The organism is Paenibacillus vini (genome assembly GCF_018403325.1).
In the GTDB taxonomy this organism is placed as follows: Bacteria; Bacillota; Bacilli; order Paenibacillales; family Paenibacillaceae; genus Fontibacillus; species Fontibacillus vini.
On record NZ_BOSL01000001.1, the window covers coordinates 684,300 to 708,985 of the forward strand.

At 48.0% G+C, this 24,686-nt stretch carries 18 protein-coding genes; 16 read left to right on the forward strand and 2 right to left on the reverse strand.

The window, feature by feature from the left end; genetic code table 11:
- Positions 1 to 43: 43 nt before the first annotated feature.
- The 6 genes from KJS57_RS03055 (at position 44) to KJS57_RS03080 (ending at position 11,609) form a co-directional block, all read left to right on the forward strand.
- On the forward strand, positions 44 to 2,962 hold the full coding sequence (locus KJS57_RS03055) for a hypothetical protein (RefSeq protein ID WP_213653712.1): 2,919 nt from the start codon (positions 44 to 46) through the stop codon (positions 2,960 to 2,962).
- 239 nt (positions 2,963 to 3,201) lie between these two features.
- Positions 3,202 to 5,724: a hypothetical protein gene (locus KJS57_RS03060; protein ID WP_244861362.1), complete on the forward strand. Its 2,523-nt coding sequence runs from the start codon at positions 3,202 to 3,204 to the stop codon at positions 5,722 to 5,724.
- A gap of 81 nt (positions 5,725 to 5,805) precedes the next feature.
- On the forward strand, positions 5,806 to 6,336 hold the full coding sequence (locus KJS57_RS03065) for a hypothetical protein (protein ID WP_213653713.1): 531 nt from the start codon (positions 5,806 to 5,808) through the stop codon (positions 6,334 to 6,336).
- 118 nt (positions 6,337 to 6,454) lie between these two features.
- Positions 6,455 to 6,727 carry an alpha/beta-type small acid-soluble spore protein gene (locus KJS57_RS03070; protein ID WP_213653714.1) on the forward strand — a complete coding sequence of 91 codons (273 nt, stop codon included), beginning with the start codon at positions 6,455 to 6,457 and terminating at the stop codon, positions 6,725 to 6,727.
- Between the two features lie 183 nt (positions 6,728 to 6,910).
- The gene (gene metK, locus KJS57_RS03075) at positions 6,911 to 8,113 is read left to right on the forward strand and encodes a methionine adenosyltransferase (protein WP_211022646.1); all 1,203 of its coding nucleotides are present in this window, start codon (positions 6,911 to 6,913) and stop codon (positions 8,111 to 8,113) included.
- A 196-nt stretch (positions 8,114 to 8,309) separates the two neighbouring features.
- Positions 8,310 to 11,609 (forward strand): SwmB domain-containing protein, encoded by a 3,300-nt coding sequence (locus tag KJS57_RS03080; protein WP_213653715.1) that lies wholly within the window; start codon positions 8,310 to 8,312, stop codon positions 11,607 to 11,609.
- Here the strand turns inward: KJS57_RS03080 and KJS57_RS03085 are convergent.
- Positions 11,606 to 12,367, reverse strand: a complete 762-nt coding sequence (locus tag KJS57_RS03085) for a hypothetical protein (RefSeq protein WP_213653716.1) — start codon at positions 12,365 to 12,367, stop codon at positions 11,606 to 11,608. The two genes, KJS57_RS03080 and KJS57_RS03085, sit on opposite strands and share 4 nt — an antisense overlap.
- Before the next feature lie 266 nt (positions 12,368 to 12,633).
- On the opposite strand from KJS57_RS03085, the gene KJS57_RS03090 reads away from it, so the two are divergent.
- The 3 genes from KJS57_RS03090 to KJS57_RS03100 are packed head-to-tail and all read left to right on the forward strand — an operon-like array spanning position 12,634 to position 17,302.
- Entirely contained in the window at positions 12,634 to 15,357 is a 2,724-nt protein-coding gene (locus tag KJS57_RS03090) for a stalk domain-containing protein (RefSeq protein ID WP_213653717.1), read from the forward strand.
- 48 nt (positions 15,358 to 15,405) lie between these two features.
- Entirely contained in the window at positions 15,406 to 16,581 is a 1,176-nt protein-coding gene (locus tag KJS57_RS03095; protein WP_280520351.1) for a sensor histidine kinase, read from the forward strand.
- Complete coding sequence (locus tag KJS57_RS03100) at positions 16,574 to 17,302, forward strand: response regulator (protein ID WP_211022641.1); 729 nt, start codon at positions 16,574 to 16,576, stop codon at positions 17,300 to 17,302. The genes KJS57_RS03095 and KJS57_RS03100 overlap by 8 nt, the downstream gene beginning before the upstream one ends.
- 215 nt (positions 17,303 to 17,517) lie before the next feature.
- Here KJS57_RS03100 and KJS57_RS03105 read toward each other — a convergent pair whose 3' ends face one another.
- Positions 17,518 to 17,679 (reverse strand): hypothetical protein, encoded by a 162-nt coding sequence (locus KJS57_RS03105; RefSeq protein ID WP_213653718.1) that lies wholly within the window; start codon positions 17,677 to 17,679, stop codon positions 17,518 to 17,520.
- Positions 17,680 to 17,693: 14 nt separating this feature from the next.
- On the opposite strand from KJS57_RS03105, the gene KJS57_RS03110 reads away from it, so the two are divergent.
- From KJS57_RS03110 to flgK, 7 genes are all read left to right on the forward strand, one after another.
- Positions 17,694 to 18,119, forward strand: coding sequence for a vWA domain-containing protein (locus tag KJS57_RS03110; RefSeq protein WP_213653719.1), 426 nt, complete (start codon positions 17,694 to 17,696; stop codon positions 18,117 to 18,119).
- A gap of 369 nt (positions 18,120 to 18,488) precedes the next feature.
- Positions 18,489 to 20,633, forward strand: a complete 2,145-nt coding sequence (locus KJS57_RS03115; protein WP_213653720.1) for an ATP-dependent helicase ComFA — start codon at positions 18,489 to 18,491, stop codon at positions 20,631 to 20,633.
- Positions 20,630 to 21,670: a ComFC family protein gene (locus tag KJS57_RS03120; protein ID WP_213653721.1), complete on the forward strand. Its 1,041-nt coding sequence runs from the start codon at positions 20,630 to 20,632 to the stop codon at positions 21,668 to 21,670. Before KJS57_RS03115 ends, KJS57_RS03120 begins: the two co-directional genes overlap by 4 nt.
- Positions 21,671 to 21,766: 96 nt before the next feature.
- Positions 21,767 to 22,192, forward strand: a complete 426-nt coding sequence (locus KJS57_RS03125) for a TIGR03826 family flagellar region protein (RefSeq protein ID WP_213653786.1) — start codon at positions 21,767 to 21,769, stop codon at positions 22,190 to 22,192.
- Between the two features lie 127 nt (positions 22,193 to 22,319).
- Positions 22,320 to 22,604 (forward strand): flagellar biosynthesis anti-sigma factor FlgM, encoded by a 285-nt coding sequence (gene flgM / locus KJS57_RS03130; protein WP_213653722.1) that lies wholly within the window; start codon positions 22,320 to 22,322, stop codon positions 22,602 to 22,604.
- Between the two features lie 8 nt (positions 22,605 to 22,612).
- Positions 22,613 to 23,113: a flagellar protein FlgN gene (locus KJS57_RS03135; protein ID WP_213653723.1), complete on the forward strand. Its 501-nt coding sequence runs from the start codon at positions 22,613 to 22,615 to the stop codon at positions 23,111 to 23,113.
- A gap of 18 nt (positions 23,114 to 23,131) precedes the next feature.
- The gene (flgK, locus tag KJS57_RS03140; protein WP_213653724.1) at positions 23,132 to 24,685 is read left to right on the forward strand and encodes a flagellar hook-associated protein FlgK; all 1,554 of its coding nucleotides are present in this window, start codon (positions 23,132 to 23,134) and stop codon (positions 24,683 to 24,685) included.
- Position 24,686: the final 1 nt, after the last annotated feature.

Here is a 24,686-nt window from a genome sequence, read left to right on the forward strand (position 1 = left end):
TGGTATAACTAAACTATTAAACTATGTAATAAGGAGCGTCCAAATGAAAAGATACGCAAAACCATTAGTTTCCGCAATGGTTGCCATTATGGCCCTCGCACCTGCTGCAAGTGCCTTTGCTGATTCCGGATACTATGTAAATGGTAAGAAATACTTAACAAACGATGTTGCTTCTCATAGTGAACTTCTCTTGAAGCTAAACAATGAAGCAGGTATTGATAATGTAGCTTTGGATCTTAATGGTGCAAGAGCAATCTACAAAGACTTCATGGCTACCAATCCAAGTCTTGCTAATCTAAGTCAGGAGTTTAATAACTATGCTGCAGCTCACGGTTACCAAGTGCCTGCTGGCACAGTAATTGTAAATCCTGATGGAACTACAACTCCAGATCCGGACGCAGTCGAAACAGGTATTAAAGTGGATGCAGTATCGACAATTAAAGGTACAAGCGTTACTGTTCAATTGAGTAATGTTCCTAACACTTTGCCGGCTGCTAACACGTTCACTGTAACGGATAGCAACTCTCAAGCGTACTTGGTAACAGCAATTGCTGCAACCAACACTGCAGGTGAGTATGTACTTACCCTAGGGACTCAAGTAAGCGGTAAAGGAACTTTGACAGTGCGCCACGGTAATTCCGAAGCCAGCAAAGCTTTCGATAGCACGCTTGACGGAATTACACTTCAAGTAACTGTTGACGATGAAGACGCTACTTTGGTTGCAAACGGTGCTGACAACACGATTCTCTCCGTGAAAGTTCTGAAGGACGGAGTAGCTGATGAAACTTTTGAAGGAACAGTTAAATTTATATCCCTCAAAGGCGCAAGATTCGCTAAAGAGACCGTTGCATTTAATAAAGGCGTAGCACAAGTTCAATTGACCTCGTTGTCTTCGCCAGTAGCTGTTGTTGATACGATCGTTGTTGCCATCACTGATGCTGACGACATCAAAGCAATCGGTACTACTGCGAATGTAAATGTATCTTATGTACCAGCTTCACAAGGCGGAGATACCGATGAAAAAGTATTCGTAACTTACGCTGAATCCGACAGAGCCAGCGATGTTTACGTACAATTCAATAAAGCATTTGACTTTGCAGATGTGTACGCTGAATGGGCTATTAATCCTTCGATTATTACAGTAGCCGGTAAGACCGTTACTGATATCGTCAAGGTAGATAACAAAACTGTTAAACTCGTTCTCGACGAGGCTCAAAGTATGAATGATAACAAAACAGTTACGGTTGATATAGCCCCAATAAATGCAGTTTCGAGCAACCTGATCGCTAGCACAATCAAATTCAACTTGGTTGATGCTAAAGCTCCTGAAGCTGTAGGTATTGATATCCCTAACTACAGAACGCTTGTAACGAGATTCTCCGAGCCTGTAGTTGCTGATATTGCTGAGACTACAACTAACTGGGTACTGAACGGCCATGTATTGACGCTAGATGATGTACAACTTGTTAAAGTTGGTAAAGCAATCGTAGAGAACGGGCAACCGGTACTGTATGTTGCTGACGCTAAAAACCCTGTCGATAACAGAAATTATGTAACCATCGTATTGAGTGCAGATGGTGCTAAGTTCCTGAAAGGTGAAGGTAAACAAAACCTTCTGCAAGCTTACAATATTGAAGATTATGCAGCCTTGACGGATAGATCGGGACAAAACGTTGCAACAACTCAAGAGTTCAAATTTGTAACTCCGGTTGCACCGAACGCTCCAATTGTAGAAGTCACTGAAGATTCGCCAGAGCAATTCAGAGTAAAATTCGATCAGCCGCTGAAAGATCAATTGGCTGCATCTGACTTTAAATTTGAATATGCTGACGGATTTAATGCTGATAAGGTAACTTATAATTATCAGCCACTTGCTACTGAGGCACCTGGGTTTAATACAGCAGAATTCGTTACTGTTACACCAATCGGCGGTCAAGACAATGACGAATACCTGCTCGAACTGAACACAGACTGGACTTTTATTCATGAAACTGCAAATACTAAAGAAAACTACTATGCACCGGGCTTCAACAAAGTGAAGATTACAGTTGATAAAGCAAATGTTAAGAATATTCTTGACGTTCAAATGACTGAAAACAAAGTTCAAGAATTGACTCTTCGTCTTGACGATAAATCACCTGTAATTGCTGATGCATATCAAAAGACCAATTCTGCAGGCGGACCAATTTCAGAGTTCTTTGTGAAAATGTCCGAACCAGTACAAATTACAAGTAGTATTCCGAATCTGACTCCGTCTCAAGAACAATTCGGCGGGCAAGGGATTCCAACACCGACCTTCCAGTTCGTTAATGCGGACCAATCCAAAACCATTGATGGTGAACTGAAAGGTGCTATCAGTGAAGATGATATGAGTTTCACTATTGCTCCGAAAGGTGTTCTTGATGCCGGAACATGGACTTTATACATTAGATCCATTTCCGATGATATCGGAAACACATCGGCTACAACTTCTTACCAATTGGAAGTTAAGGGCGCTGTAGCAGCCCAAGGAGAACCTCGTGTAATCTGGGCTGTTGCATACAACGACGTAACTGGCGCAGCAACGGCTACTGACGCAACTTACAACAATGGTGACGATGTAGTGGATATCCAATTCGGAACAGAAATGTCTTTGGATGCTCTGACTTCCGTAGTTTACACAATCAATGGTAAACAATTACCAGTAGGCGCAAAGGTTTCCGCCATTGAAGGCAAATATACTGTTGGCACAACGGTGCTCACTGGTACAAGAGTGAGAATCACACTTCCAGGAAACTTCTTGGCTGAAACCGGTCTGACTAGTGATATGACTAATTTGGATCAAGAAGATCAACAATCCGAGCCGCATATGCTAGTTATTTCAAAGAAACTGACTAGTGCAACTGGTGAAGTGCTTAAAGGTGATTATGAGCTGCCTTTGACTTATCGTTATCTGAATGCTGATGTAGATCACAGCAAATAAGCATAATTCTCCGAAAGAGTCAATTACCCTTGGGTAGTTGACTCTTTTCTTTGTTTAATCCTACTTAACTTTATAGAACTATATCATTCATCCGTCCCGAACTAAAGGCTAAAATGAAGGAAAGAGAGCTAAAACATTCCAAATCCTCGGTCCATTTAGCATAATCCTCAAAAAAATAGAAACATTTCCTATCTCCTTACGTTTATATAATAAAGAATAACTTATAGGAGGAAATACGTTTGAATAAGAAATCATACACAGGGGCTTTGCTCGGCCTTGCAATATTGATGGCGAGCTCCCAGGCGGCCATCGCTTCGAGCTCAACGGGGAACTCGGCTTTGGCGGCAAACGCAGCGAAGTCCACGACGAAGAAGTCAACTCAAATTCCTGTCGTGCATACGCTGGCCAATCTGAAACCTGTCAAAATTACGGTGAAGAGTACGGTTCAGTTGTCGGATGTTAATATTCTTACCCAAGATGAAGGGAATATACTCACCTACACGTTGACGATTAAAAATGGAGACAGTAAGACGCTCGATCTGATCGACTATTGGTCCAAGGTCAGAACCGCCAGCGGTTCGAAGTACAGTACGACATTGATGACCAAGGACAAGGAGAAGAAGAAGCTGTCTCCCGGATCTTCGACAACGCTCACTTATGTGACCAGTATCGGCAAGAACGTAAAATACAGCGATCTGATATTTGAGGTCGTGAAGTGGGATTTCAGCCAAACGAACTATGAAGCGCTTAAGGGCAATTTCAAAATTCCTGCCACCTACACGATTTCCACGCCTGTCGGCTACTCCAAGACGCTGCGTTTCTTGGACAATCCAGTCAAGCTCAAGGTTGATTCCCTCTCTGCTTATAAGTCAGGTAATTATAATTATGTCAGTCTTGCCGTAAGGGTGAACAATATCGGCTATAAGCTGTTTGAAGATCCTAAAGTGAAATACGTGTTTAAAACGTCTAACGGGGCGAGTTATCCGCTGACCGCCAGCTCGGCGAGCCAGGGATACCAGGTTCAGCCGCAGGACTCGAAGCTGCTGTTGTTTATGACGGCGATTCCGCAAAGTATCAATCTGGCCAAGGCGGAGCTGCAGGTCGTTCAAGAGGATGAAACGTCGAAGCAGAACCTCCCGATCGCCACGCTTCAGCTTCCAAATGTGGCAAATCATTCGATGGCTGTAGAGGCCTATGGGGATAAAGAGATTCAGTTGCAAAACAATGGGGTGGTTACGGCAAGCGTTCGCGGAACGAACATCAGCCAAACCGAGGGCGACCGGGATTTGACCATTCAGCTGCAGTTAATCAATACGGGCAGCAAGACCGTCACTCTGCCCAAATACGAGCCCGTTCTTCATACGGATTCCGGGTATGAGCTGCCGATCACAACCCTTGCTTTTGATAGCCTGACGATGAAGCCGATGGAGGAGCGGAATTTAAGATTCTCAGTAATGCTTCCGGCCCATGTTGATGCTTCAGCGTATCAGTTGTTTTTAAATATCCCTGCGGGGGAAGAAGAAGCGGCGGCAACCAGCTTCAAATTCCCGGCTGGCGTATTCAAGCTTCCGGAGCCGAAAGAATCCGTCGGGACAACCCAGTATGTCCAAACGAAAAACGGCCTTCTCGGCGTGGCGATGGATTCGATTCAACGTCTGCCGTGGAGTGACGGTCAGATAATCAGCACAAGAATTTCGTTGTCCAACTCGGGCATCAAGACGCTTCCGTTGCCTGCACTGACAGGAGAATACAAGGTTGATTCCATTCCTCTGGGCGGAGAGACGGAGCTCGTGTCCACGCAAAGCATTAATTTGCTCGGCGCGGGAAAATCGACGGATGTCTATGTCGTATCCAAGCTGCCTTCCGATTTGGATATTACGGATCTGCAGGTTTCTCTGCTGGAGAAGATCGGAGAAAGCAGTTCGGAATGGATTCAGTTCGCCGGCAAGAAGGACGGTAGCAATGATGTGAAACTTATTAAACGCGGAGAATCGTACACGGCCGGAAGCTCGGGTCGTCAGGCGGAAGTTAGTGAACGGAGATCTTTTGTATATCCGGGCGTTTCCTCGGATCTCGTCTACACGGAGCTCATCGCCACCAATCTGGAAGATCGCCAGACCGATCTGTCGCAGCTCACTGCATTCTATCAGGGAACAGAGGGTCAAACCTACAAGGCTTCGGTAAAACAAATCGAAACGTCCGCCGGACCGGATGAAAAATCGATCGTGTTCGTGTGGGCGAAGGTACCGAAGAAGGCAGCGGCAGGGGAACTGAAGCTGATGGTCGGTGAGTCGATTACAGATAATAAATTCACTTCAATCAAGGGGGAGCCTACCGGATTTGTCAATGCGGCAAGTCTGGATCTGACTATAAGCACACCAACAGCGAGAGGGACTCTGACAGATATGCTGTTGTTCCCGTATGTATTGACTGTCAAAGATGTAGTAGCCAATCTGGACGGATCTTCGTCGGTCCATGTAACTTTTGAATACAATTTAGATCGGGATTACGACTATACGATGGGTGAATATTCCCATAAGTTCTTATTTGAATTAGTGGATCCAAGTGGTAGAAAATTTGAGAAGGAATTTGCACCGGAGACGGATCTCAAGGTGGGTAAAGGCGGGAATTCAAGCTTCAGTTTCAGCGATTCGATATTTGAAGATAAACGTAGCGGAAACTATACTTTGAATATTTATGATTTGTTCGAAGGCCACCGTGTCAAAATAGGCTCTCAGGCATTTTATTACTCAACTTCATAAAGTAGATGTGCGAGATCCCTGTATCAGGGATCTCGCACATTGCTATAAGCTTTACTAGATTAATCATTTTGGGAGGATTCTATGAATAAGATATGGAAAACGACCGCTGCCGTTGGGCTCATCGGGGCAAGTATTTGGACAGGCTCCGTGCTGAATTTGACAGCAGAAGGAGCAGGAGTTACAAATCAGCCAGGAACCGCTGACGATCCTGTAGTAACCAAGAGTTACGTCGAACAAGCAATCCAACAGGCAATTAAAGGTGGTGGAGCCACCACTACTCCAACAACACCTACAAACCCAACAACGCCATCGACAAGTGAAGGAAGCGGAAGTTCATCTGACGCAGTATCCATAGTGGATGTAAAGCCGGGGCAGATTCTGATTGCCTCAGCAGGAGCAGAATTTGTTGTTCGTGCCGGAAAAGCAGTTATATACAGCCAAGATTTAAATGGGGTGGCAGATTTAACGGACGGTAAGGACATTACGAATGGGGGAGCGGTTGCGAACAACCATTTACTTTCTTTTCCTAGAGACGGGAGAGGGATTCAAGTTCAAGAAGGAAACAAGTACAACTTAACTGTTATGGTAAGAGGCGGCTATAAAATCCAATAATAAACGTTTAATTTCAAGCACATGAATTTGCCAAAAGTAACAAACATTAATAGGGCTAGCCTTGAAGGCCATGCACATACTACATCCGAGGTATAAAATTACTGGAGGTGTATGATTCATGGCAAGAAGTAATCGTAAAATCGTCCCCGAGAGCCGTCAAGTTCTTAATCAATGGAAATATGAAATCGCTGCAGAATTTGGATTGCCCGTCAGTGGAGCTGGAGGCTTGGCTGGAGCGGATACAGAATTTGCAGGTGAGCTTGGAGCATTTGGTGGTGGAACAAGCACAGGCGGAAGCTGGGGGCATTTAACATCTCGGGAAAATGGCTCCGTCGGTGGCGAAATTACAAAACGTTTGGTGGCTCAGGCCCAAAGAGATATGTTATTATAGGATTTTAATGAACTTGTCCTAATTATTTTGACATGACTTGGCAAATACGTTAATATGACTTTTGAGGATTAACCTTTTCCGCTAAGGAAAAGGTTCATTTTTTATGGGTCCTCAATCACGCCATTATTTTTAGTATTGGATACTTCGGCAATTGCCATACTATCCATAGGGGAGGTTGATTTCATGTCCATACAAGGGCGACACTTATTTACTTCCGAGTCCGTAACGGAAGGACACCCGGATAAAATTTGCGACCAAATCTCCGATGCGGTTCTTGACGCATTTTTGGCCAACGATCCGTATGCACGTGTAGCTTGCGAAGTTTCCGTAGCTACCGGACTGGTTCTAGTGATCGGTGAGATCAGTACAAAGTCGGAATATGTAGATATTCCTGCCATCGTTAGGAAAACGGTAAAAGAGATCGGTTATACACGTGCCAAATACGGCTTTGATTCCAATACATGCGCTGTTCTGACCTCGCTGAATGAACAGTCTGCCGATATTGCTCAAGGCGTAAATGCAGCGCTGGAAAACCGCGATCCGGAACAAATGGATAAAGAAACTGAAAATATCGGTGCAGGTGACCAAGGATTGATGTTTGGTTTTGCGACGAACGAAACGCCTGAATTAATGCCGCTTCCTATAGCATTATCTCACCGTATCGCACGCCGACTTTCTGAAGTTCGCAAGGACGGAACCCTGGAATATCTTCGTCCCGATGGGAAAACTCAAGTTACCATTGAGTATGTGGATGGTAAGCCTAATCGCGTCGATACCATCGTTGTATCCACGCAGCATGCCGAAGAAATTACACTGGAGCAAATCCAGAGAGATATCAAAGAACAAGTCATTCTTCCTGTCGTTCCGGCAGAATTGTTGGACGAGCAGACCAAATATTTCATCAACCCTACCGGGCGTTTTGTTATCGGTGGACCGCAAGGGGATGCCGGATTAACCGGGCGAAAAATTATTGTCGATACTTACGGCGGATATGCTCGCCATGGCGGCGGTGCCTTCTCTGGTAAAGATCCGACAAAGGTCGACCGTTCCGCTGCTTATGCAGCCCGTTATGTAGCGAAAAACCTTGTAGCCGCAGGCTTGGCTGACAAAGTAGAAATCCAGCTCGCTTATGCTATCGGTGTAGCAACTCCTGTCTCCATCAATGTGGATACTTACGGAACAGGAAAAGTATCTGAGGAGAAGCTGGTCGAATTGGTTCGTGAGAACTTCGATCTCCGCCCAGCGGGAATTATCCGGATGTTGGATCTCCGGCGTCCAATTTACCGTCAGACAGCCGCTTACGGCCATTTTGGACGTACGGACCTGGATTTACCTTGGGAACGTGTGGACAAGGCTGAGGCGCTTAAAGCTCAAGCTGGATTGTAATGTAATCATTGAAGATAAAGAACAGGGTACCTCAGCAGAGGTATCCTGTTCTTTTCTTTTCTAACAATTGAAAAACCATCTTACATAACTTCCTAAACTTCGCTTGCGTTTTTGCCGTTAATAATTATAAGTGTGGATTTAATGTCCTATTGGGCTGAATACATAAGGTTTATGATCGAAAGGGGAATTTTTAAGGATGAAACGAACCATATCGGTAATGATTCTGATTTTCATTATGGTGAGCTTGTTTAACATAGGGGGAGTATCGGCCGCTGACGATTCCGTGATCTTGGTTCCTCCTACGAAAATGGTAAGTTCCAGTCCCGGTATTGGAGAGACCAATATGCCAATCAATAAGAAGATTAATCTGAAGTTTAATCAAAAGGTTACATCAAACGGGTATGTCTGGATTACGAAAACAGGAATATCTACATTTGATAAAATCAACCCATCCGTAACTACAGCTACCTATGATGTGGAACTTACACCGTCAATGCCGTTTGAATATAACACATTGTACACGATTGAAATTCCCAAGGGAACCTTTATTGGGGAGGACGGAACAGTGAATGCAGCTGAATACTGGTCATTTAGAACTGTCCCGGATAATAATGTACCGATTACGGTGACTTCTTTTAGCCCAGCAAGTGGTAGTACAAATGTTAGCGTAAATATCCAGCCTACTGTTCAATTCAATCGAAACGTTAAGCTGAACAGCTCTGTAGGCGGTTTTACATTACGAAAGTCAGGAAATGCCTCTTCCGTACCCATCACAGTAAACGCAACAGGCAATAGTAAAGTAACGATTATACCTAAGAATAGCCTTGATCCAGGAGCTACCTACTATATTGAGGCTGACCGGTACGGGTTGGTGGATGCCGATAATAGTTCCAATTATTTCGAAGGATTTTCGGGGAGCGGCCGCTGGAATTTTACAACCGCCCAGGCAAATGATAAAACAGCCCCGGTACTTCAGAGCGCGACGATGCACAGCAATACCGTTATACGTTTGCTGTATAATGAGAATCTCAATACTTCCGCATTCGTAGCGGACTCTAGTTTTGCAGTGACCGTAAATGGGGAAAGCCGTAGGGTTAGTTATATTTCCATTTCGGGGCAAAATGTATATGTGAACTTGGAAATAGGAGTAGCCGTAGGACAAGACGTCAAAATTAGTTACACGGGCCAATCGATCAAAGATGAATATGGAAACGCAGCCGCCACTTTCTCGAACAAGGTGGTTACTAATGGCATAGATTCGGTAAGTCCAAAACCAAAAGACGGTTACGCCAGCAGCAATGCGGTAACCTTGTATTTTAGCGAAACCATAAAAAGTCCATCCAGTTACGCTTATCAGCAATTTACAGTAACCGCAGATGGAACAACAAAACCAATCAGCAGTTATTCTCATAATGGTTCTACGATTACGTTACATTTATCCAATTCCATTTCAAACGGTGAAGTGGTTAAAGTATCTTATACCCCGGGCTCTTATCCGTTACAAGATTATAGAGGTATCCAGATAGCCGGATTTAGCGATTACTTTGTTAGAAATACTAATGATACAGTTGCACCGGTATTTAAGGGGGCAGAGGGCTCGGGGAGAACGGTTATTTTAAACTATAATGAACTCTTGAGAACTACCCTGCTTCCTCTCAAAAGCCAGTTCTCTGTGCTTGTAAATAACGCTCCGGTCTATGTAGAAGCCGTTGAGATCGCAGACAATCGTGTGGTTCTTACCCTAGCTTCTTCGTTTACTCAGGCACAGAGCGTAACCGTGTCCTACGTTCCGGGAACCAGCGGGATTGCCGATGCGAACGGTAACTTTGCAGGCTATATTAATTTGCAGCCGGTGAATTATACTTCAGTGGCTGAAGGGGTTCGCTCCGCATCCATTACGGGTGACACTTTAACGGTCACGTTTAACAGTTCTTTAAGAATCATGACGTATCTTCCGGTAAACCAGTTTAGCGTTTTCTATGACAAAATCAGCATAGGTATTCAATCCGCTACGGTCAACGGGAATACGGTAACATTAAAACTTTCGACACCGGTAACGGCCGGCCAGGTCGTAACACTCTCTTACTTAACCGGTGCCTCGCCGTTGTATGATACGCTCGGTAACCAATTGAAGAGCTTTAACAACATGGCTGTACAAAATACTGCAGGCAGCCAAGTCGGTCAGACAACAACACCGAACGGGACTCAACCGGATTACCTGACTACGATGTCCAACGTCGATTTCGGAGTAGGCGGTTACTTGCTTAATATCAATACTGCTCAAGCTTCCGACAGCCGTTCCCGCTTCGGGCAAGGAATTAAGAAATACACGATCGACAACGCTAAACTGCAAACTGCATTCAAATACTTGACATCAAGTAACGCTACTACAAAGCGGATCGTCTTTGAGGTTCCTTCGACCGAAAAGGCCGTGGAAGTTGTCGTTCCGTTCACTGCTTTAATGGATATGTACAGCAGCGGTAAAACAGGTACCTTCGCAGTGAAGTATAAATCTGTTCTGTACGAGCTTCCGATTGAAAAGATTCCTTATATGGAGATCGCAAGATCGCTGAATGTAAGTGCTTTAACTTCGGCCAACATTACAGTTCAAATGGAGTCTGTTACCAAGGTGCAAATGCCTACGCTTAATTACAATAACGGGGTAACTACAACACCGTTGCTGGATCCGATCCAGGTGTATGTGTCCGCCTTTAATGGCACCGCGGCACAAGCAGCGGTTGAAGTCACCACTGCAGGGCAAGTTTATTTTAAAGCGGCTAATACAACATCAAGTACCCAGACGTCTTTGATGAAATATGACTTGACCACCAGAACCGCATCTTATCTTCCTTCGACTGTAAAAGGAAGCGGAAGTAGTCTTCTATTTAATGGAAAATTTAACGGAAATGCAGCAATCGGACCTGCTGCCGGTTACAGTTACTTTACTGACACTTTAAAACACTGGGCCGCAAAGGATATTTCCGAGCTTGCAAGCAAATTGATCATCGATTCCCGATCCGGAGCGAAGTTTGAACCGGATAAAAATATCACTCGAGCCGAATTTGCCGTATTTATGGCGAAAGGACTAGGATTGTCAGGAGACGAGTCGAATGCAAGGCGCTTCTCCGACATTTCTTCTGGAAGTTCCGTTTCGGCGTATATCGGAGCCGCGGCAAAAGCGGGAATTATTAACGGCTATACTGACGGTTCATTCAAACCCGGCAACCTTATCACGCGGGAACAAATGGCCCTTATGATGGTTCGCGCGATGGAATATTCGGGGTATAATACATACCCTGGAAATTCTTCAGCGCAGACACTGGCCCGATTCAAAGACGGCGCCAAAATCCAGGCCAAGGACACGGTCGCAATAGCGGTAAAAGAGGGGATTATTCAAGGTGTATCCGCGAATTTGTTCCAACCGGGCGGTAACGCAACCCGTGCCCAAGCCGCTGTCATGCTTAAACGCGTGCTGGATAAACTGAATAATATTTAATTACAAATGCCTTCCGGTGCCCTTTGGGTCACTGGGAGGTTTGTTTTTGTGTACAATGCCTCCACACGCCTATTGAGCACCGCTTCATCCATCATTTCATCCTTTCCTCGGATCATTTCATAATAGTGGATTCCTTCACTTGCTTTGGTGCATAGGGGGCGGAGCCAACCTGTTTGACATAAAGACTGCAGCATTCTAATGGCGGTTTGATGATCGGTATTAAAGTGCTCTGCGACATTTTGGGAGCAGATCGGAAGAGGTGAGTTTAGCGCGAGGCGAATCATTTCCATTTCCGCTAATAATGGACGATCTGTAGAGTGTAGGCCCGGCTGGTAACGGATGAGCAGCATCTGGAGCAAGTATTTACATAATTCGGGCCGTTGCTCCACATCGTCATAGGCAAAAGAAATGATCCGGTAGCCCGACGCTTGAAGGAATAGCTCGCGGTTCAACCCGTCGGCATAGTCCTCGCGATTTGCTACTCTTTCATAGGCGTTATCTTTGATTTCGATCAGCAACTTCAGGTGACCCGGCAAATAAGCAAAATCTGCGAAATGGGTCTTTCCGCTCCAATCGCTAACCTCGTATTCCGGATGCAGATGATTCAAGTTGCCGAACAAAGGCCACCATACATTTTTGAGGAATTGCATTTCTTCGTAACCGTGGTTTATGGCAAGCAGCTCCTCTCGATCCTTGGATTTGGAATCCATGTGAGACTTCAAAAAGACTTCATATGCCAATTCAAACTTTTCTGTCATAGCACTTACCGACCCCCAAATTGATTTATAAGCACAAAAAAGCCCCAACCCTCTGAATCAATCAGATTGTCAGGACGTTCTTCGTCACTTTATAGGGTAATTATAGCAATTATGTATATAGTAGTCCAACTGTAATTCCATGAAATTTGCTTTTTTTTCGTAACTTTTCCGGCATTTTGTAGTCTATTATTTATGTACTAGATTCCCGCGGGTGGACAGAGCCCGGGATAACAGATTGCAATAAGATGGGAGAGTAGCTTACAAAAATGGTTGTTAAAAGAGAGGAAGCCGGGAAAAGGGCTAAAATAGTGCGGATGGCGGCTGGCCAAGGTAAAAAACTGATTCTAGTCTCATTAGCGGGCTTGATCTGGATTCAGCCGATGGTTTTAATGGAGCCGTTTGGGAGAACAACGTCTACCGTATATGCGGCGGAAAGTCAGGCGACCAAATTAGGAACTGAAGACATTACGTCCGGCGCGAAGCTGGTAAAATATCAATATACAACTACGCGCTCAGGTAAACAGGTTAAAGTACTAGCCGATGTAATTGAAGTGGATCTGAGCAATCCTTATGTCCAATTGGATGTGATGACAGGCAAAGGGGGCCAAGTGACGACTAGACAATCCGTGGAAGGCATGGCGCAAGAAACCGGTGCGGTAGCCGGCGTGAACGGCGACTTCTTTGCCACGGGAGGACAAGGCGTGCCGATGGGTGCGGCCGTATCTCAAGGAACGCTGGTAACCAGCCCGGCGAAGCTTCAGGGGATGTTTACATTTGGCGTGAGAAGCGACAATACGCCGGTGATTGACCGTTATAATTTTACGGGTACCGTGATGGCGGAAGACGGGTCTACATTCCCGCTTACGGGGATTAACCAGGAGTCTTATACGACGGAACCGGACAAAGCGTACAGCCACGTGAATAATATGTTCATCTATACAAGCGCTTGGAAATCCGAGGAACGCCCGAAAGCGAGCGGAACGACTCCGACCGAAGTGCTGGTGCAGGGAGGCGTTATTCAACAAATTTCCTATCAAGCTGCGATTCCCGGACAGGTACCTTCGGACGGCTATATTTTGCGTGCGCATGGACAAGCTGCAGACTTTATCGCCACGCATATGACGGTGGGCCAGCGGGTGGATGCTTCCTACCAACTCGTTTCTCAAACTAGCGGCCAGCAATTGAATCCGTCGGAATTCAAGATGATGATCGGCGGGCACACCCTCTTGGTAGATGGAGGTAAGGCATCGGCTTTTACTCGTTCCACCACGTCGATTAGCGGCGGCAGCGCTGTTGCCCGTACTGCGGTCGGATATTCGCAAGACGGGAAGAAAGTATACATTATCACGGTTGAAAAGAATGGTTCCAGCTCCGGTCTGACATTGGCTGAGCTGCAGAAATTCATGGTTTCGATCGGCGTCTGGAAAGGTGTCAATCTGGACGGCGGCGGGTCTACGACGATGGTTACCCGCCCTCTAGCGGAGACGGAGGCGAAACTGACCTTTACAACCTCAAACGGCTCGGCTGGGCAACGTGCAGTGGCCAACGGGCTTGGGGTGTATACGACAGCGCCTCAAGGAGCGCTGAAAGGATTGAAGGTTAGCGGGGCTTCTACCTTGCTGATCGGTCAAACCGCTGCATATTCGTTAAAAGGCTACGACATCTACTATAACCCGGTGGATGCGGCGGGCATTCAGGCGACCTGGAAATCGGACAACGGCAATGTTGCCTGGACCGGCGAAGGGTTTAAGGGTATAAAAGCAGGAACCTCGAAAATTACGGCGGTCAGCGGTGACGGCAAGGACAGCATGGAAGTAACCGTGCTTGGCGGGGCGGACCTAAGCAGTCTGACGCCTGTAACGACCTTTGCTTCCCTGGAAGCCGGGGTTTCGGTATCCGTACCGGTTACTGCCAAACTTAAAAACGGAAACACCGTGAACGTTCCGGATGAGTCCGTGAAGTGGGAATTCACAGGGATGAAGGCAAGCGTCCAGAATGGAGTGCTTAGCGTTCAATCCGTAAACAATGGAGCAAAAGTAGCTTACGCTACGCCAAAATATGATGGATTTAGCGGTACGCCGATCGTATTCTCGGCTTCTTCGGAGCAGGTTTGGGAGAATTTTGAGAATGCCACCTACCCTGTATCGTTTACAGGATTGCCGACTGAAGCCAAAGGAACGGCTGCTATTGTTCAGGGTACCGGAGAACGCGAGAAATCCAAGGTATTGAAATTGGATTACGATCTTACCGGCGGCAGTGGCAACAAGTTCGCTTACGCCCAAATCAATGGCACGACAGGCAAAACCATTCCGGAAGGCGCCACTTCAATGGCGATTGACGTATTAGGCGACGCCAGTCTGAACTGGCTGCGGGCCGAGTTTGCCGCTGCGGACGGCAAGAGCATTTACGTGGATCTCGCGCGGCCGCTTGATTTCACCGGCTGGAAAACAATCACCGTGGACCTGACCGCGAGCGCCATCAAACATCCGGCCAAGCTGAAACGGCTGTATGTCGTCAATCTGGAAGAGGGACAAGATGAACGCGCCTTGACCGGCAGCGTATCTTTTGACAACATCCGTTTTACAGCCCCTGTTACGGGTGGGGATACCGGAATGCCTAGCGCAACTGTGACAATGGTAGCGGGTCAGAGCAGCATGACGGTTGACGGTAAGAAGCAGACGCTGGATGTTGCTCCGCTGATCAAGGACGGAACGACGTATGTTCCGATCAAATATGTGCTGGATGCTTTTGGCGGACAAGCGGCCTGGAATGCAAAGGCGAAGAAAATTACCGTAACGCGTGGTACCACAGTCCTTGAATTAACGGTCGGCAAGAAGGAATATATGTTGAACGGGGCTGCGAAACAGTCCGCAGTTACTCCGATCATAGCCAATAATAGGACTTTAGTACCTCTGAGATTGGTGTCTGAACAACTAGGAATTAACGTAAATTGGGAAAAGAAAACCAAAACGATTACCCTTCAATCGTGATATGATAAGTTTTGGATAAATGGAAACTTGGAAATGGAGAAGGTTGAAGTGGCAGATTATCAAGCTGATGCAATTGACCGTGTTATAAAGAACGCCGTTGGCGTCATGGAAAACAGCAAGCTGCAAATCCTTGAGATCCTGGATGCTGCGCGCAATGAGCTCAAAACGCTCAACAATGAGCTGCAGCAAGTGGTAAAGGAAACGGCAGAGACCGTGGAAAAGGTCGATCAACTTGAAATTAATTACCGGCGTTCCCGCATCCGGCTGACGGAAGTCAGCCGGGATTTTGTGCGGTACAAGGAAGAGGACATCAAGCAAGCCTATGAGAAAGCTACCCAGCTTCAACTGGATCTTTTGATTTTTCGTGAAAAAGAAATGTATTTGAAAGCCCGCCGCGATGAATTGCAAAAAAGGGCGCGCAATGTCGAGCAATCAGTGGAACGCGCGGAAACCGTCAGTTCGCAAATGGGCGTCGTTTTGGAGTATTTGTCCGGTGAATTGGGACAGGTCTCCCGGATTCTGGAGTCGGCGAAGAATCGGCAGATGATTGGCTTGAAGATTATTTTGGCGCAGGAAGAAGAACGAAAGCGGATTTCGCGGGAAATTCACGATGGTCCCGCACAATTGCTCGCAAATCTAGTTCTTAGGACGGAAATTGTAGAAAGAATGCTTGCAAAGCAGGAATTTAAGATGGTGCAGGACGAAATAATAGATTTGAAGAGTCAAGTCCGCTCCAGTCTGGAAGAAATGCGGAAAGTCATCTTTAATTTAAGGCCGATGGCTTTGGATGATCTCGGCTTAATTCCGACATTGCGCAAATATGTACATGATTTTGAGGAAAAAACGAAAATCCGGACGACCTTCGAAACAAGAGGCAAGGAACACCGGATGTCTTCTCCAATGGAAGCAGCGGTATTCAGACTGGTTCAGGAGGCTCTCACCAATGCAGCCAAGCATGCCTTCCCAACTTACGTAGGAGTGGACATCACCTATCAGGCTCAAATGGTCAAAATCGTAGTCCAGGATAACGGACTAGGTTTCAAAGTGGACCAATTGGAGAAGAAGACGAAGGAGCATACCCATTTCGGTCTGATCGGGATGAGAGAACGGGTGGAATTGCTAGAAGGAAGAATGGAAATCGAGTCAACAGCGAATTTGGGCACTAAAGTCATTATCCACATTCCGACTAACGCAGAGAAGAGAAAGGAGTACCAGGATGGATAACCTCATTTCTAACAGTAGACAAACTATTAAAGTACTCTTGGCTGACGACCACCAATTGTTTCGCGAGGGATTAAAACGGATCTTGAATATGGAGGAAGACATCGAAGTGGTCGGAGAGTGCGGCGATGGCATCCAAGTACTGGAATGCTGCCAGCAGTTTCATCCGGAGATTGTCCTTATGGATATTAACATGCCGTTATTAAACGGGGTGGATGCAACAGCCGAGCTCCGCGAGGCGCTTCCGGAAGTTAAAGTTATTATTTTATCGATTCATGATGATGAAAGTTACGTCTTTGAGACGCTTCGTAAAGGAGCTACCGGCTATCTGTTGAAGGACATGGAAGCCGAGTCTCTGATTAATGCGATACGCACCGTTGCCGAGGGCAATGCCTTTATTCATCCGAAAGTAACGGGCAAACTGATTCAGCAGCTTCGCCGTATGGAGTATTTAAGCGAGACTGGCGCTATCGCCGAAGACAACGCGATTCGCGAAGCTGGCGTTAAATTTGTGGCAGGCGAAGATAATCCGCTTACCCGCCGTGAAGCCGAAGTGCTCCGTTTGATGGCGGAAGGCCGCAGCAACAAAATGATCGGCGAACATCTTTTTATTAGCGAGAAGACGGTTAAAAACCATGTCAGCAGCATTTTGCAAAAAATGGACGTGGATGACCGGACGCAAGCGGTAATTAATGCGATCAAATTTGGATGGGTTACCCTGTAACCTGATAACCGACATGAAGACCGGCTATCGCACCAACCGCCTATAGGCGGCGATACAGGAATAGCGGGAGACTGCGTCCTGAATCCGTTGCGAGAAGGCCTTTTGCGTGCTAGGCTGCCATTTTTTACTGGATCATGAAATATGAGGACTAAATGTTTATTTCTCAGTTTCAGTAACATATTTAGGCTGCTTCCTTTTCCCTCAGAATCATGGATTCATTCCATCTGCAGGGCTGCGTACATATTTCTCCGGCGGGTAGCCGGATGGTTGGGAACCACAGCCCAGGAACCGACTCCATCATAGCGGCATATATTGTCGTTATAATAGGAGCGTTCAATTAGCGGATCAATCAACCGCTGCGATTGAACGGCCCCCACAAAGGAGGGGTTCCATGGTTTCTTACATGGGTTGGATTGTACTTAGCTATGGATTAGCGGCGGTCCTGGTGCATTTCCTACACGGAGTACTCCTGAGGGAAAAGCCCAAGGATGGCAAAAGACTGCATTATATTTTAGTAACCCATAATCATGGGAATCAGATGGAATGGTATTTAAGAGCGTTATCATGGTATGCGCGGCTTCGCGGTGAATCCGTTAAAGTGACGGTGCTGGACGAAGCGTCGCAGGATGATACGGTAGCGATCATTCAACGCCTTCGGGACCAGGCTGGAATCGAGCTGACTACGATCGGCCTGATGAATGCAGATGCTGATGAGATCAGCCGGCAGGCGACCGCATGGACGGAAGAGGAAATTCAAGTATATGTGGATCTCCGTGTCCCGCAGGAGGCGGCTAAAATCCCATATGTCCATGTGTAAAATGCGTTTGCAACGAAAACAAATAAATATCAGGAAACAATGTAAAGTGTGAAGCACACTCTTTGATGGCCGAAGGCCCAGGAGTGTGCTTTTTTGTGTTGTGGCGAGGTAGTTGGGTCCGAAGAAGCGTAGGCGTCTCTCGACGGATGGAAACTACCATTATCGCCTCGACCTGGAACATAGGAGCCAAAAAGGACGCTATATTTGCAAAACCTGTTATGTTCGTAGTAAAGCCAAGGATTTTGTATATAGTTGCAAATGTTACAGATAGACCATGGGTTTTCAGATAATGTTAAAAAAGGAATATATTGAATTCCTAATAGTCTAGTAAAGCTTAATAGAGCTTAGTAAAAATTAGGGAGGGTTAGGATGAAGGCGAGTCTATATGCAATCAGACTGGAACAAGGGTGGGAATTAGGGGTGAGTTTGGATTGCAGGGTGGATTTATGGTGGTGGGTCAAAGGGAAAGAGAAGTGTGAGGTCGATAGCATAAGGGGGGATTTTGAAGAGAAGGTTGCGGGGGAGGGGGAACAGATTGCTTCGCCCAGGGTTCTCGTGTTCGTGCTACTCTCCGGGTTGATGCCGTTAGGCTGGGCGGTTTTACTTAGAGATGGCTTCCGGAGTTCCAGGGAGATGGATTATTGGGAGCCAAAAGAATGGATGAGTTACATAGCGTCTAACTTGAAGTTCTTTTTGGAAGGCGATAGAGATCCGGGAAATTCCCCTCGGCTGGAAACTCCCTGTTTGCTATGGACTAATGAAGAGAAAGGTAGTCCGCAGGCGGAAAGGGAGCAAGTGATGGACGCAGCGATGAACTGGGAAGAGCTGCAGCTAGAGGCGGCGCGGATCGCAGACGCGCTGGAGGACAGGTCGCTGCTGGAGGCGGAGCTGCAGCAGCTTCTTACGGAGCGCCTGCCGGAGCTGAGCCGAGGCTGGCGCTCTGCGGTGCAGCTCGCGCACCTGCAGGGGCGCGTGCAGCTCACGTCGGGCGTCGCGCTCGCTGACGCCCGGCCCGCACGGGGCCGCCGCCTCGGCCGGCGGGCCCCCGAGCTCCGCTGCCGGCGCTGCGGCAGCGGGGTGCACCGCCGCACACCCTGCGGGTCGTGCGGCTGCAGCGGCTGCGCCTACTGCGAGGCCTGCCTCGCGCTGGGGCGCAGCCGGTCTTGTGCGCTGCTGCTGCGCGGCAGCAGCGCCATTGCCGTGCCGCCGCCGGCTCCTGCGGGCGTAGGCGGCACGGCGGGGCCCCCCACCGCGTCCCAGTTGGACCGGTGGGGGCTGAGCCCCGCGCAGCGCGAGGCGGCGGGCGCCGCGCTGCAGTTTTTGGCGCAGCAGCTGCCTAAGGCAGCTGCTCCAGAGGCCAGGACCGCGCCGGTTGTACCGCAGCGCGGCTGGGCCCGGCTGCTGCCTCGGCGCGCCGCTCCCCAGGCAGCTCCCGCTCCCGCTTCCCCGCTGGCGACCAGGCCCGCAGTCATGCTCGCTTTCGGATCCGCACCACCCGTGCGCCGGCCGCCGCGGTTTCTACTATGGGCGGTTACCGGAGCAGGGAAAACCGAGATGATCTTTCCGTTGCTGGGCTATGTGCTGGATCGAGGAGGAAAAGTGCTCGTTGCGACTCCGCGCCGGGATGTCGTTCTGGAGCTGGCCCCGAGGCTGGCTAAAGCCTTTCCGAATGAAAAGATGGCCGTTCTGTACGGCGGAAGTCCGCAGCGATGGGAGGAAGGCCGGCTCTTTTTATCGACAACCCATCAACTTCTGCGTTTTAGCCATGCCTTTGATCTCGTCGTTATCGATGAGCTGGATGCTTTTCCATATCATAACGATCCGATGCTTGCTTATGCCGCTGAGAACTCTTGCAAGGTGGAAGGCCGATTCATATATCTTTCTGCTACGCCTCCAGCCAATCTGCAGCGGGAAGTTCGGGCAGGCCGTTTACCGCATGCGAAAGTGCCGGCGCGTTTTCATGGCCATCCGCTTCCTGTGCCGCGTCGTATCCACATGGAATCCGTAGAGGCCTGCCTCCGCAGGCGGATATTTCGAAAGGAACTGATTTCCTCCCTAGAGACATCAATCCGCAGAGGAGCGCAAGTTTTTGTATTTGTCTCCCGGATTCGTCATATCGAGCCCGTTGTCGCGTTGCTTCGCAGTCATTTTCCGGGGCTGCCGATCGAAGGAACCTCGTCGCAGGATAAGAGTAGAAGTGATCATGTCTTAGACTTTCGCGCGGCGAACACGAGGCTTCTGGTGACCACGACGATTCTGGAACGGGGAGTAACCGTGCCTAAAAGTGATGTATACATATTGGATGCAGACAGCGAGCTGTTTGATGAAGCCTCATTGGTGCAGATGTCGGGCCGCGCGGGGAGGTCTAAGGACGATCCTCGGGGAACGGTCGTTTTCGTCTCCAAAGAGTGGACTAAGTCTCAAAAGAATGCAATGCGACAGATTCGGTCGATGAATGTCATCGCAGGAAAAAACGGATTCCTCAAGGAAAAGAAGGAGGCAGTAAGCGGATGATGAATATTCCCTGTAACTGTGCGAAAACCAAGAGAGCGCCTCGAGAACGAAAGCGGGTTTGGAACCAGGCGAAAGGTAGAGATCTTAGCGGATATGGAGGCGAACCCGGTTATCCGGGAGAAATCGTTAATGAAACGACTACGGCTAATTACGCAATGATCGATTGGAGCAACGCTAAGGAGGCCGTATTGTCCCCGTTGCATAATCTGCTTGCTCCGCCAGGTCTTCCTTGTCTCACTTGCGGTAAAACGATCTCCGATAAAGTGACGGGTTACCCGGAGATATGCTCCTCCTGCTATGCTTCAATACCATGGATTACTTCCGTACGATGCGATATATGCGGCCGGCCAGTCGGGTGCCCGGATTGTAGTCGGGCCGGAAAGGAAGACAGACGTTTTGTGTTAAATCGGAGTGTCGTTTCCTATAATGGCATGATGCGGGAGTGGTTGGCACAATACAAATTCAGAGGTAATGAAGCCCTTGGCTCCGTTCTGGCAAGGATGACGGGTGCAGCCGCGAAACGCTTGGCAAAAGAGTTGGGCGAGAGAACGGGAACCGGCCGTTTCTACTTTGATGCGGTTACCTATGTGCCCGTAAGTACGGACCGGATGATGGAGCGTGGCTTTAATCAGGCAAGGAATCTGGCATTGGAAGCGGCTAACGTGCTTGGTGCACCTCTCATGGAGCTGCTTATTCGTTCGAAGCATACCGAAAAACAAAGCTTCAAAAGCCGCTGGCAGCGCCTGCGTGATTTGAACGGGGTGTTCCTTCCGGCTACCGATGTGGAGGGCCTGCTATATGCGGTTTTAAGTCGCCGGACAAGCCGGGGGCGTGGCAAGTTTCCTCTCTCTATTTTTGCATCGGATAAAAATGAATTTGGAAATGCCTACTCTTATGCCCCCATAAAGCTGCTGCTGATTGATGATGTTTATACTACGGGAAGTACGGTGGATACCTGTGCCGCCATCCTTCATGAGACATGCGCTTTGTTGGGCCGGCCGGCGGAAATCTACAGCTTGACCTGGGCTCGTTCCTAATGATGAACTCGGTTATAAAACATTGGACGAATATCCTCAAATAAGGTAATCTATCAGCAGAATATGTAAATTGAAAGGACGCGGCATCAAATGGAGATGAATCTAGGGAATTGCCCGCGATGTGGGAAACTGTTTGCCAAGAATTTCAGAGACATCTGTCCAGCCTGTATGAAAGATATCGAACAGGAGTATGAGAAATGCCTTAAATATTTGCGCGAAGAGAAAACCGCAACGATTCAGGAGGTTTCTGACGCTACAGGAGTTTCAATACGCCAAATCACCAAGTTTATTAGAGAGGGACGGATCTCAATCGCCAACAATCCGAATATGATGTATCCGTGTGAAGTGTGCGGTGTTCTTATTCGCGACGGTAACCTGTGCGATTCTTGCCGGAGCCGCCTTGCTAAGGACTTAACGGCTGCAGCGAGGGAAGGAACCCAGGATAGCAATAAGACGGGCGAGGACAATCGAGGCGGAGGTGCCTACGGGGTAATCGACAAATTTCGAGGACCTGTGCGTTAAAACTGTAGATATCTTGGCATAATATTCTTTATAAACCAATGGTTCGCTATTAAATATGATTCATCACACGCCGATAAACTTAGTAAAGAATATCGGCTTTTTTATTTTGGAAGGAAAGGTGGAGCCCATGAAAATTAATGAGACCGGACGAATCGGAGCCATAAATAACTATCAACGGCAAATCGAATCGCAGCGTAAGGAATCGGATAATAAAGCCCGCCGTAAGGATGAAGTGTCAATCTCGACGGAGGCCATGGAGCTTCTTAAGGCTCAGGCAAGCGCCCAGGAACCGGGCCGGGCTGAGCGCATCGAGGAGCTGAAATCCCAGGTTTCCTCCGGAACCTATCAGGTTGACGCTGGCAAGCTGGCGGATAAGCTTCTTCCATACTTCAAGTCTTTTACTGATAAATAGGGGGCACTATGGCTATACAGCAATTGATTGACTCGTTAAACGAGCTGAATGAAGCCCATCTGAGTATGCTGAAATGGGGAGAGTCGAAGAAAGAAGCCATTATGGCGAACGATATTGAGACCTTGATTTCGATCATGAATCAGGAGTCGAAGCTCATGAAGCAGATTTCCGCGCTGGAAGAAAAGCGCTTGGCTGCCTGCCAGGCGTTTTTGCAGGAAAAAGGCATTAAGTCCATGCTCCAATTGAACATCACGGAATTGACCCGGCTTGTCTTTGACCCTGCGGAGAAGGAAGCCTTGAAGAATATGCAATCCGCTCTATCTTGGACGCTTCATGAACTGAAGAGGCTTAACGATCTCAATCAGAAGCTGATCGAACAGTCCCTGGCTTTTGTAAACTATTCCGTTGAATTGCTGGGAGCGCCTCCCGAGCAGGAGGCTACGTATAAACCACCGACCGACAAGCCATCGGGCTTTAAAGGACCGGGGTATTTTGACGCCCGGGCTTAACCCGACAAGGAGGATTTTATGACATCAACATTCCATTCGCTGGAGACGGCAAAGCGCAGCTTGTTCACGCAATCCATCGCTTTGAATACGACCGGCCACAATATTGCAAACGCCAATACGGACGGATACTCCCGCCAAACGGTCAAGATGAGCGCGGCTCGTCCGCTGGAAGCGTACGGAATTAACCGTTCCGTGAATCCTGGGCAGCTCGGCACCGGGGTTGAGGTGAAATCAATTGAACGAATCCGGGAACAATTTCTCGACGAGCAGTTCCGTAACGAAAATAAGTCACTGGGTGCGTGGAATATCCAGTATGATACGCTAGATAAGCTCCAGGCCATTATCAATGAGCCTTCCGATACCGGAATTAGCTCGCTGATCAATAAATTTTGGAGTGCTTGGTCGGATCTCAGTAAAGATCCGGAGAACATCACGAACCGGAAAATCGTGAAAGAAACGACGCTCGCTCTGACGGATGCGTTAAACCATACGAGCAAGCAGTTAAGCGATCTGAACGGGGATTTGACGAGAAACGTGGAAGTTAATGCATCCAGTATGAACTCGATGCTGTCCTCGATCGCGGACTTGAATAATCAGATTACCCGGATCGAAAGTCTGGGCGACAACGCGAACGATCTTCGGGATCAACGCGATCTTTTGACCGATCAGCTATCTAAGCTTGTAAATATCGAAGTTACTAATCTTCCAGAGGGTTATCAGATTTCTATGGGCGGCCAGGTTCTTGTGGCAGGCTCGACTCCGACCCCAATAACCGGAGATCTTCTGCAGAACGCCTATGCCGCCGGCACCCTTAACAACGGGGAAGTATTCGGCATGATTCTTTCCCGTGACAAGTATGTCGCGGATTATCAGTCGCAGCTCGATCAATTTGCGAATTCCTTGGTTAATGGAGATATTCAGGTAACGATTCCTAAGGGGACGATTTTACCGGAAGGAACGGTGCTTGACGGGGTTACTTATTCGGGGAATACGCGAACGCTCGGCGCGGATTTGCCTGTTACGATAAAGGGCATCAACGGCCTTCATAAACTCGGGTATAATGCGAATGACGGAACGCCGGTTGCTGGCGGGGATTTCTTCGCCGCAGCCGGCGGAGGTACCTTAACTGCAGGCAACATTACGTTGAGCCAAGCGATTATTGATGATCCGAGCCTGATTGCTACCTCGTTTAAAACGACCGGGACGGGGCCCTCAGAGACCGTAGTTAAAGGAAATAACGGCTTAGCTCTGCTAATGGCCGACCTGAAGGACGTGAAATTCACCTTCGGCACCGGCACTACGGCAACATCGACTATAGATGATTACTTTAAAGCCATCGTCGGACAAGTAGGGGTTCAAGCCAATGAGGCCAAACGCCAGGCGGACAATGCCCTGGTTTTGACCGACCAAGTGAACTCCAATCGTCTATCGGTTAGCGGAGTTTCCCTTGACGAGGAAATGTCGAACATGCTCATGTTCCAGCATGCCTACTCCGCCGCCGCCCGTTTTATGACTACATTTGACGAAATGCTGGACAAACTCATCAACGGAACCGGCACGGTAGGTCGTTGAT

Coding starts and splice junctions, on each gene's coding strand:
- KJS57_RS03110 (WP_213653719.1), top strand. CDS start 17,694: ATGGTTTCTTACATGGGTTGGATTGTACTTAGCTATGGATTAGCGGCG.
- KJS57_RS03120 (WP_213653721.1), top strand. CDS start 20,630: ATGATGAATATTCCCTGTAACTGTGCGAAAACCAAGAGAGCGCCTCGA.
- KJS57_RS03085 (WP_213653716.1), bottom strand. CDS start 12,367: ATGACAGAAAAGTTTGAATTGGCATATGAAGTCTTTTTGAAGTCTCAC.
- metK (WP_211022646.1), top strand. CDS start 6,911: ATGTCCATACAAGGGCGACACTTATTTACTTCCGAGTCCGTAACGGAA.
- KJS57_RS03125 (WP_213653786.1), top strand. CDS start 21,767: ATGAATCTAGGGAATTGCCCGCGATGTGGGAAACTGTTTGCCAAGAAT.
- flgK (WP_213653724.1), top strand. CDS start 23,132: ATGACATCAACATTCCATTCGCTGGAGACGGCAAAGCGCAGCTTGTTC.
- KJS57_RS03100 (WP_211022641.1), top strand. CDS start 16,574: ATGGATAACCTCATTTCTAACAGTAGACAAACTATTAAAGTACTCTTG.
- KJS57_RS03135 (WP_213653723.1), top strand. CDS start 22,613: ATGGCTATACAGCAATTGATTGACTCGTTAAACGAGCTGAATGAAGCC.
- KJS57_RS03065 (WP_213653713.1), top strand. CDS start 5,806: ATGAATAAGATATGGAAAACGACCGCTGCCGTTGGGCTCATCGGGGCA.
- KJS57_RS03070 (WP_213653714.1), top strand. CDS start 6,455: ATGGCAAGAAGTAATCGTAAAATCGTCCCCGAGAGCCGTCAAGTTCTT.
- KJS57_RS03055 (WP_213653712.1), top strand. CDS start 44: ATGAAAAGATACGCAAAACCATTAGTTTCCGCAATGGTTGCCATTATG.
- KJS57_RS03115 (WP_213653720.1), top strand. CDS start 18,489: ATGAAGGCGAGTCTATATGCAATCAGACTGGAACAAGGGTGGGAATTA.
- flgM (WP_213653722.1), top strand. CDS start 22,320: ATGAAAATTAATGAGACCGGACGAATCGGAGCCATAAATAACTATCAA.
- KJS57_RS03090 (WP_213653717.1), top strand. CDS start 12,634: ATGGTTGTTAAAAGAGAGGAAGCCGGGAAAAGGGCTAAAATAGTGCGG.
- KJS57_RS03080 (WP_213653715.1), top strand. CDS start 8,310: ATGAAACGAACCATATCGGTAATGATTCTGATTTTCATTATGGTGAGC.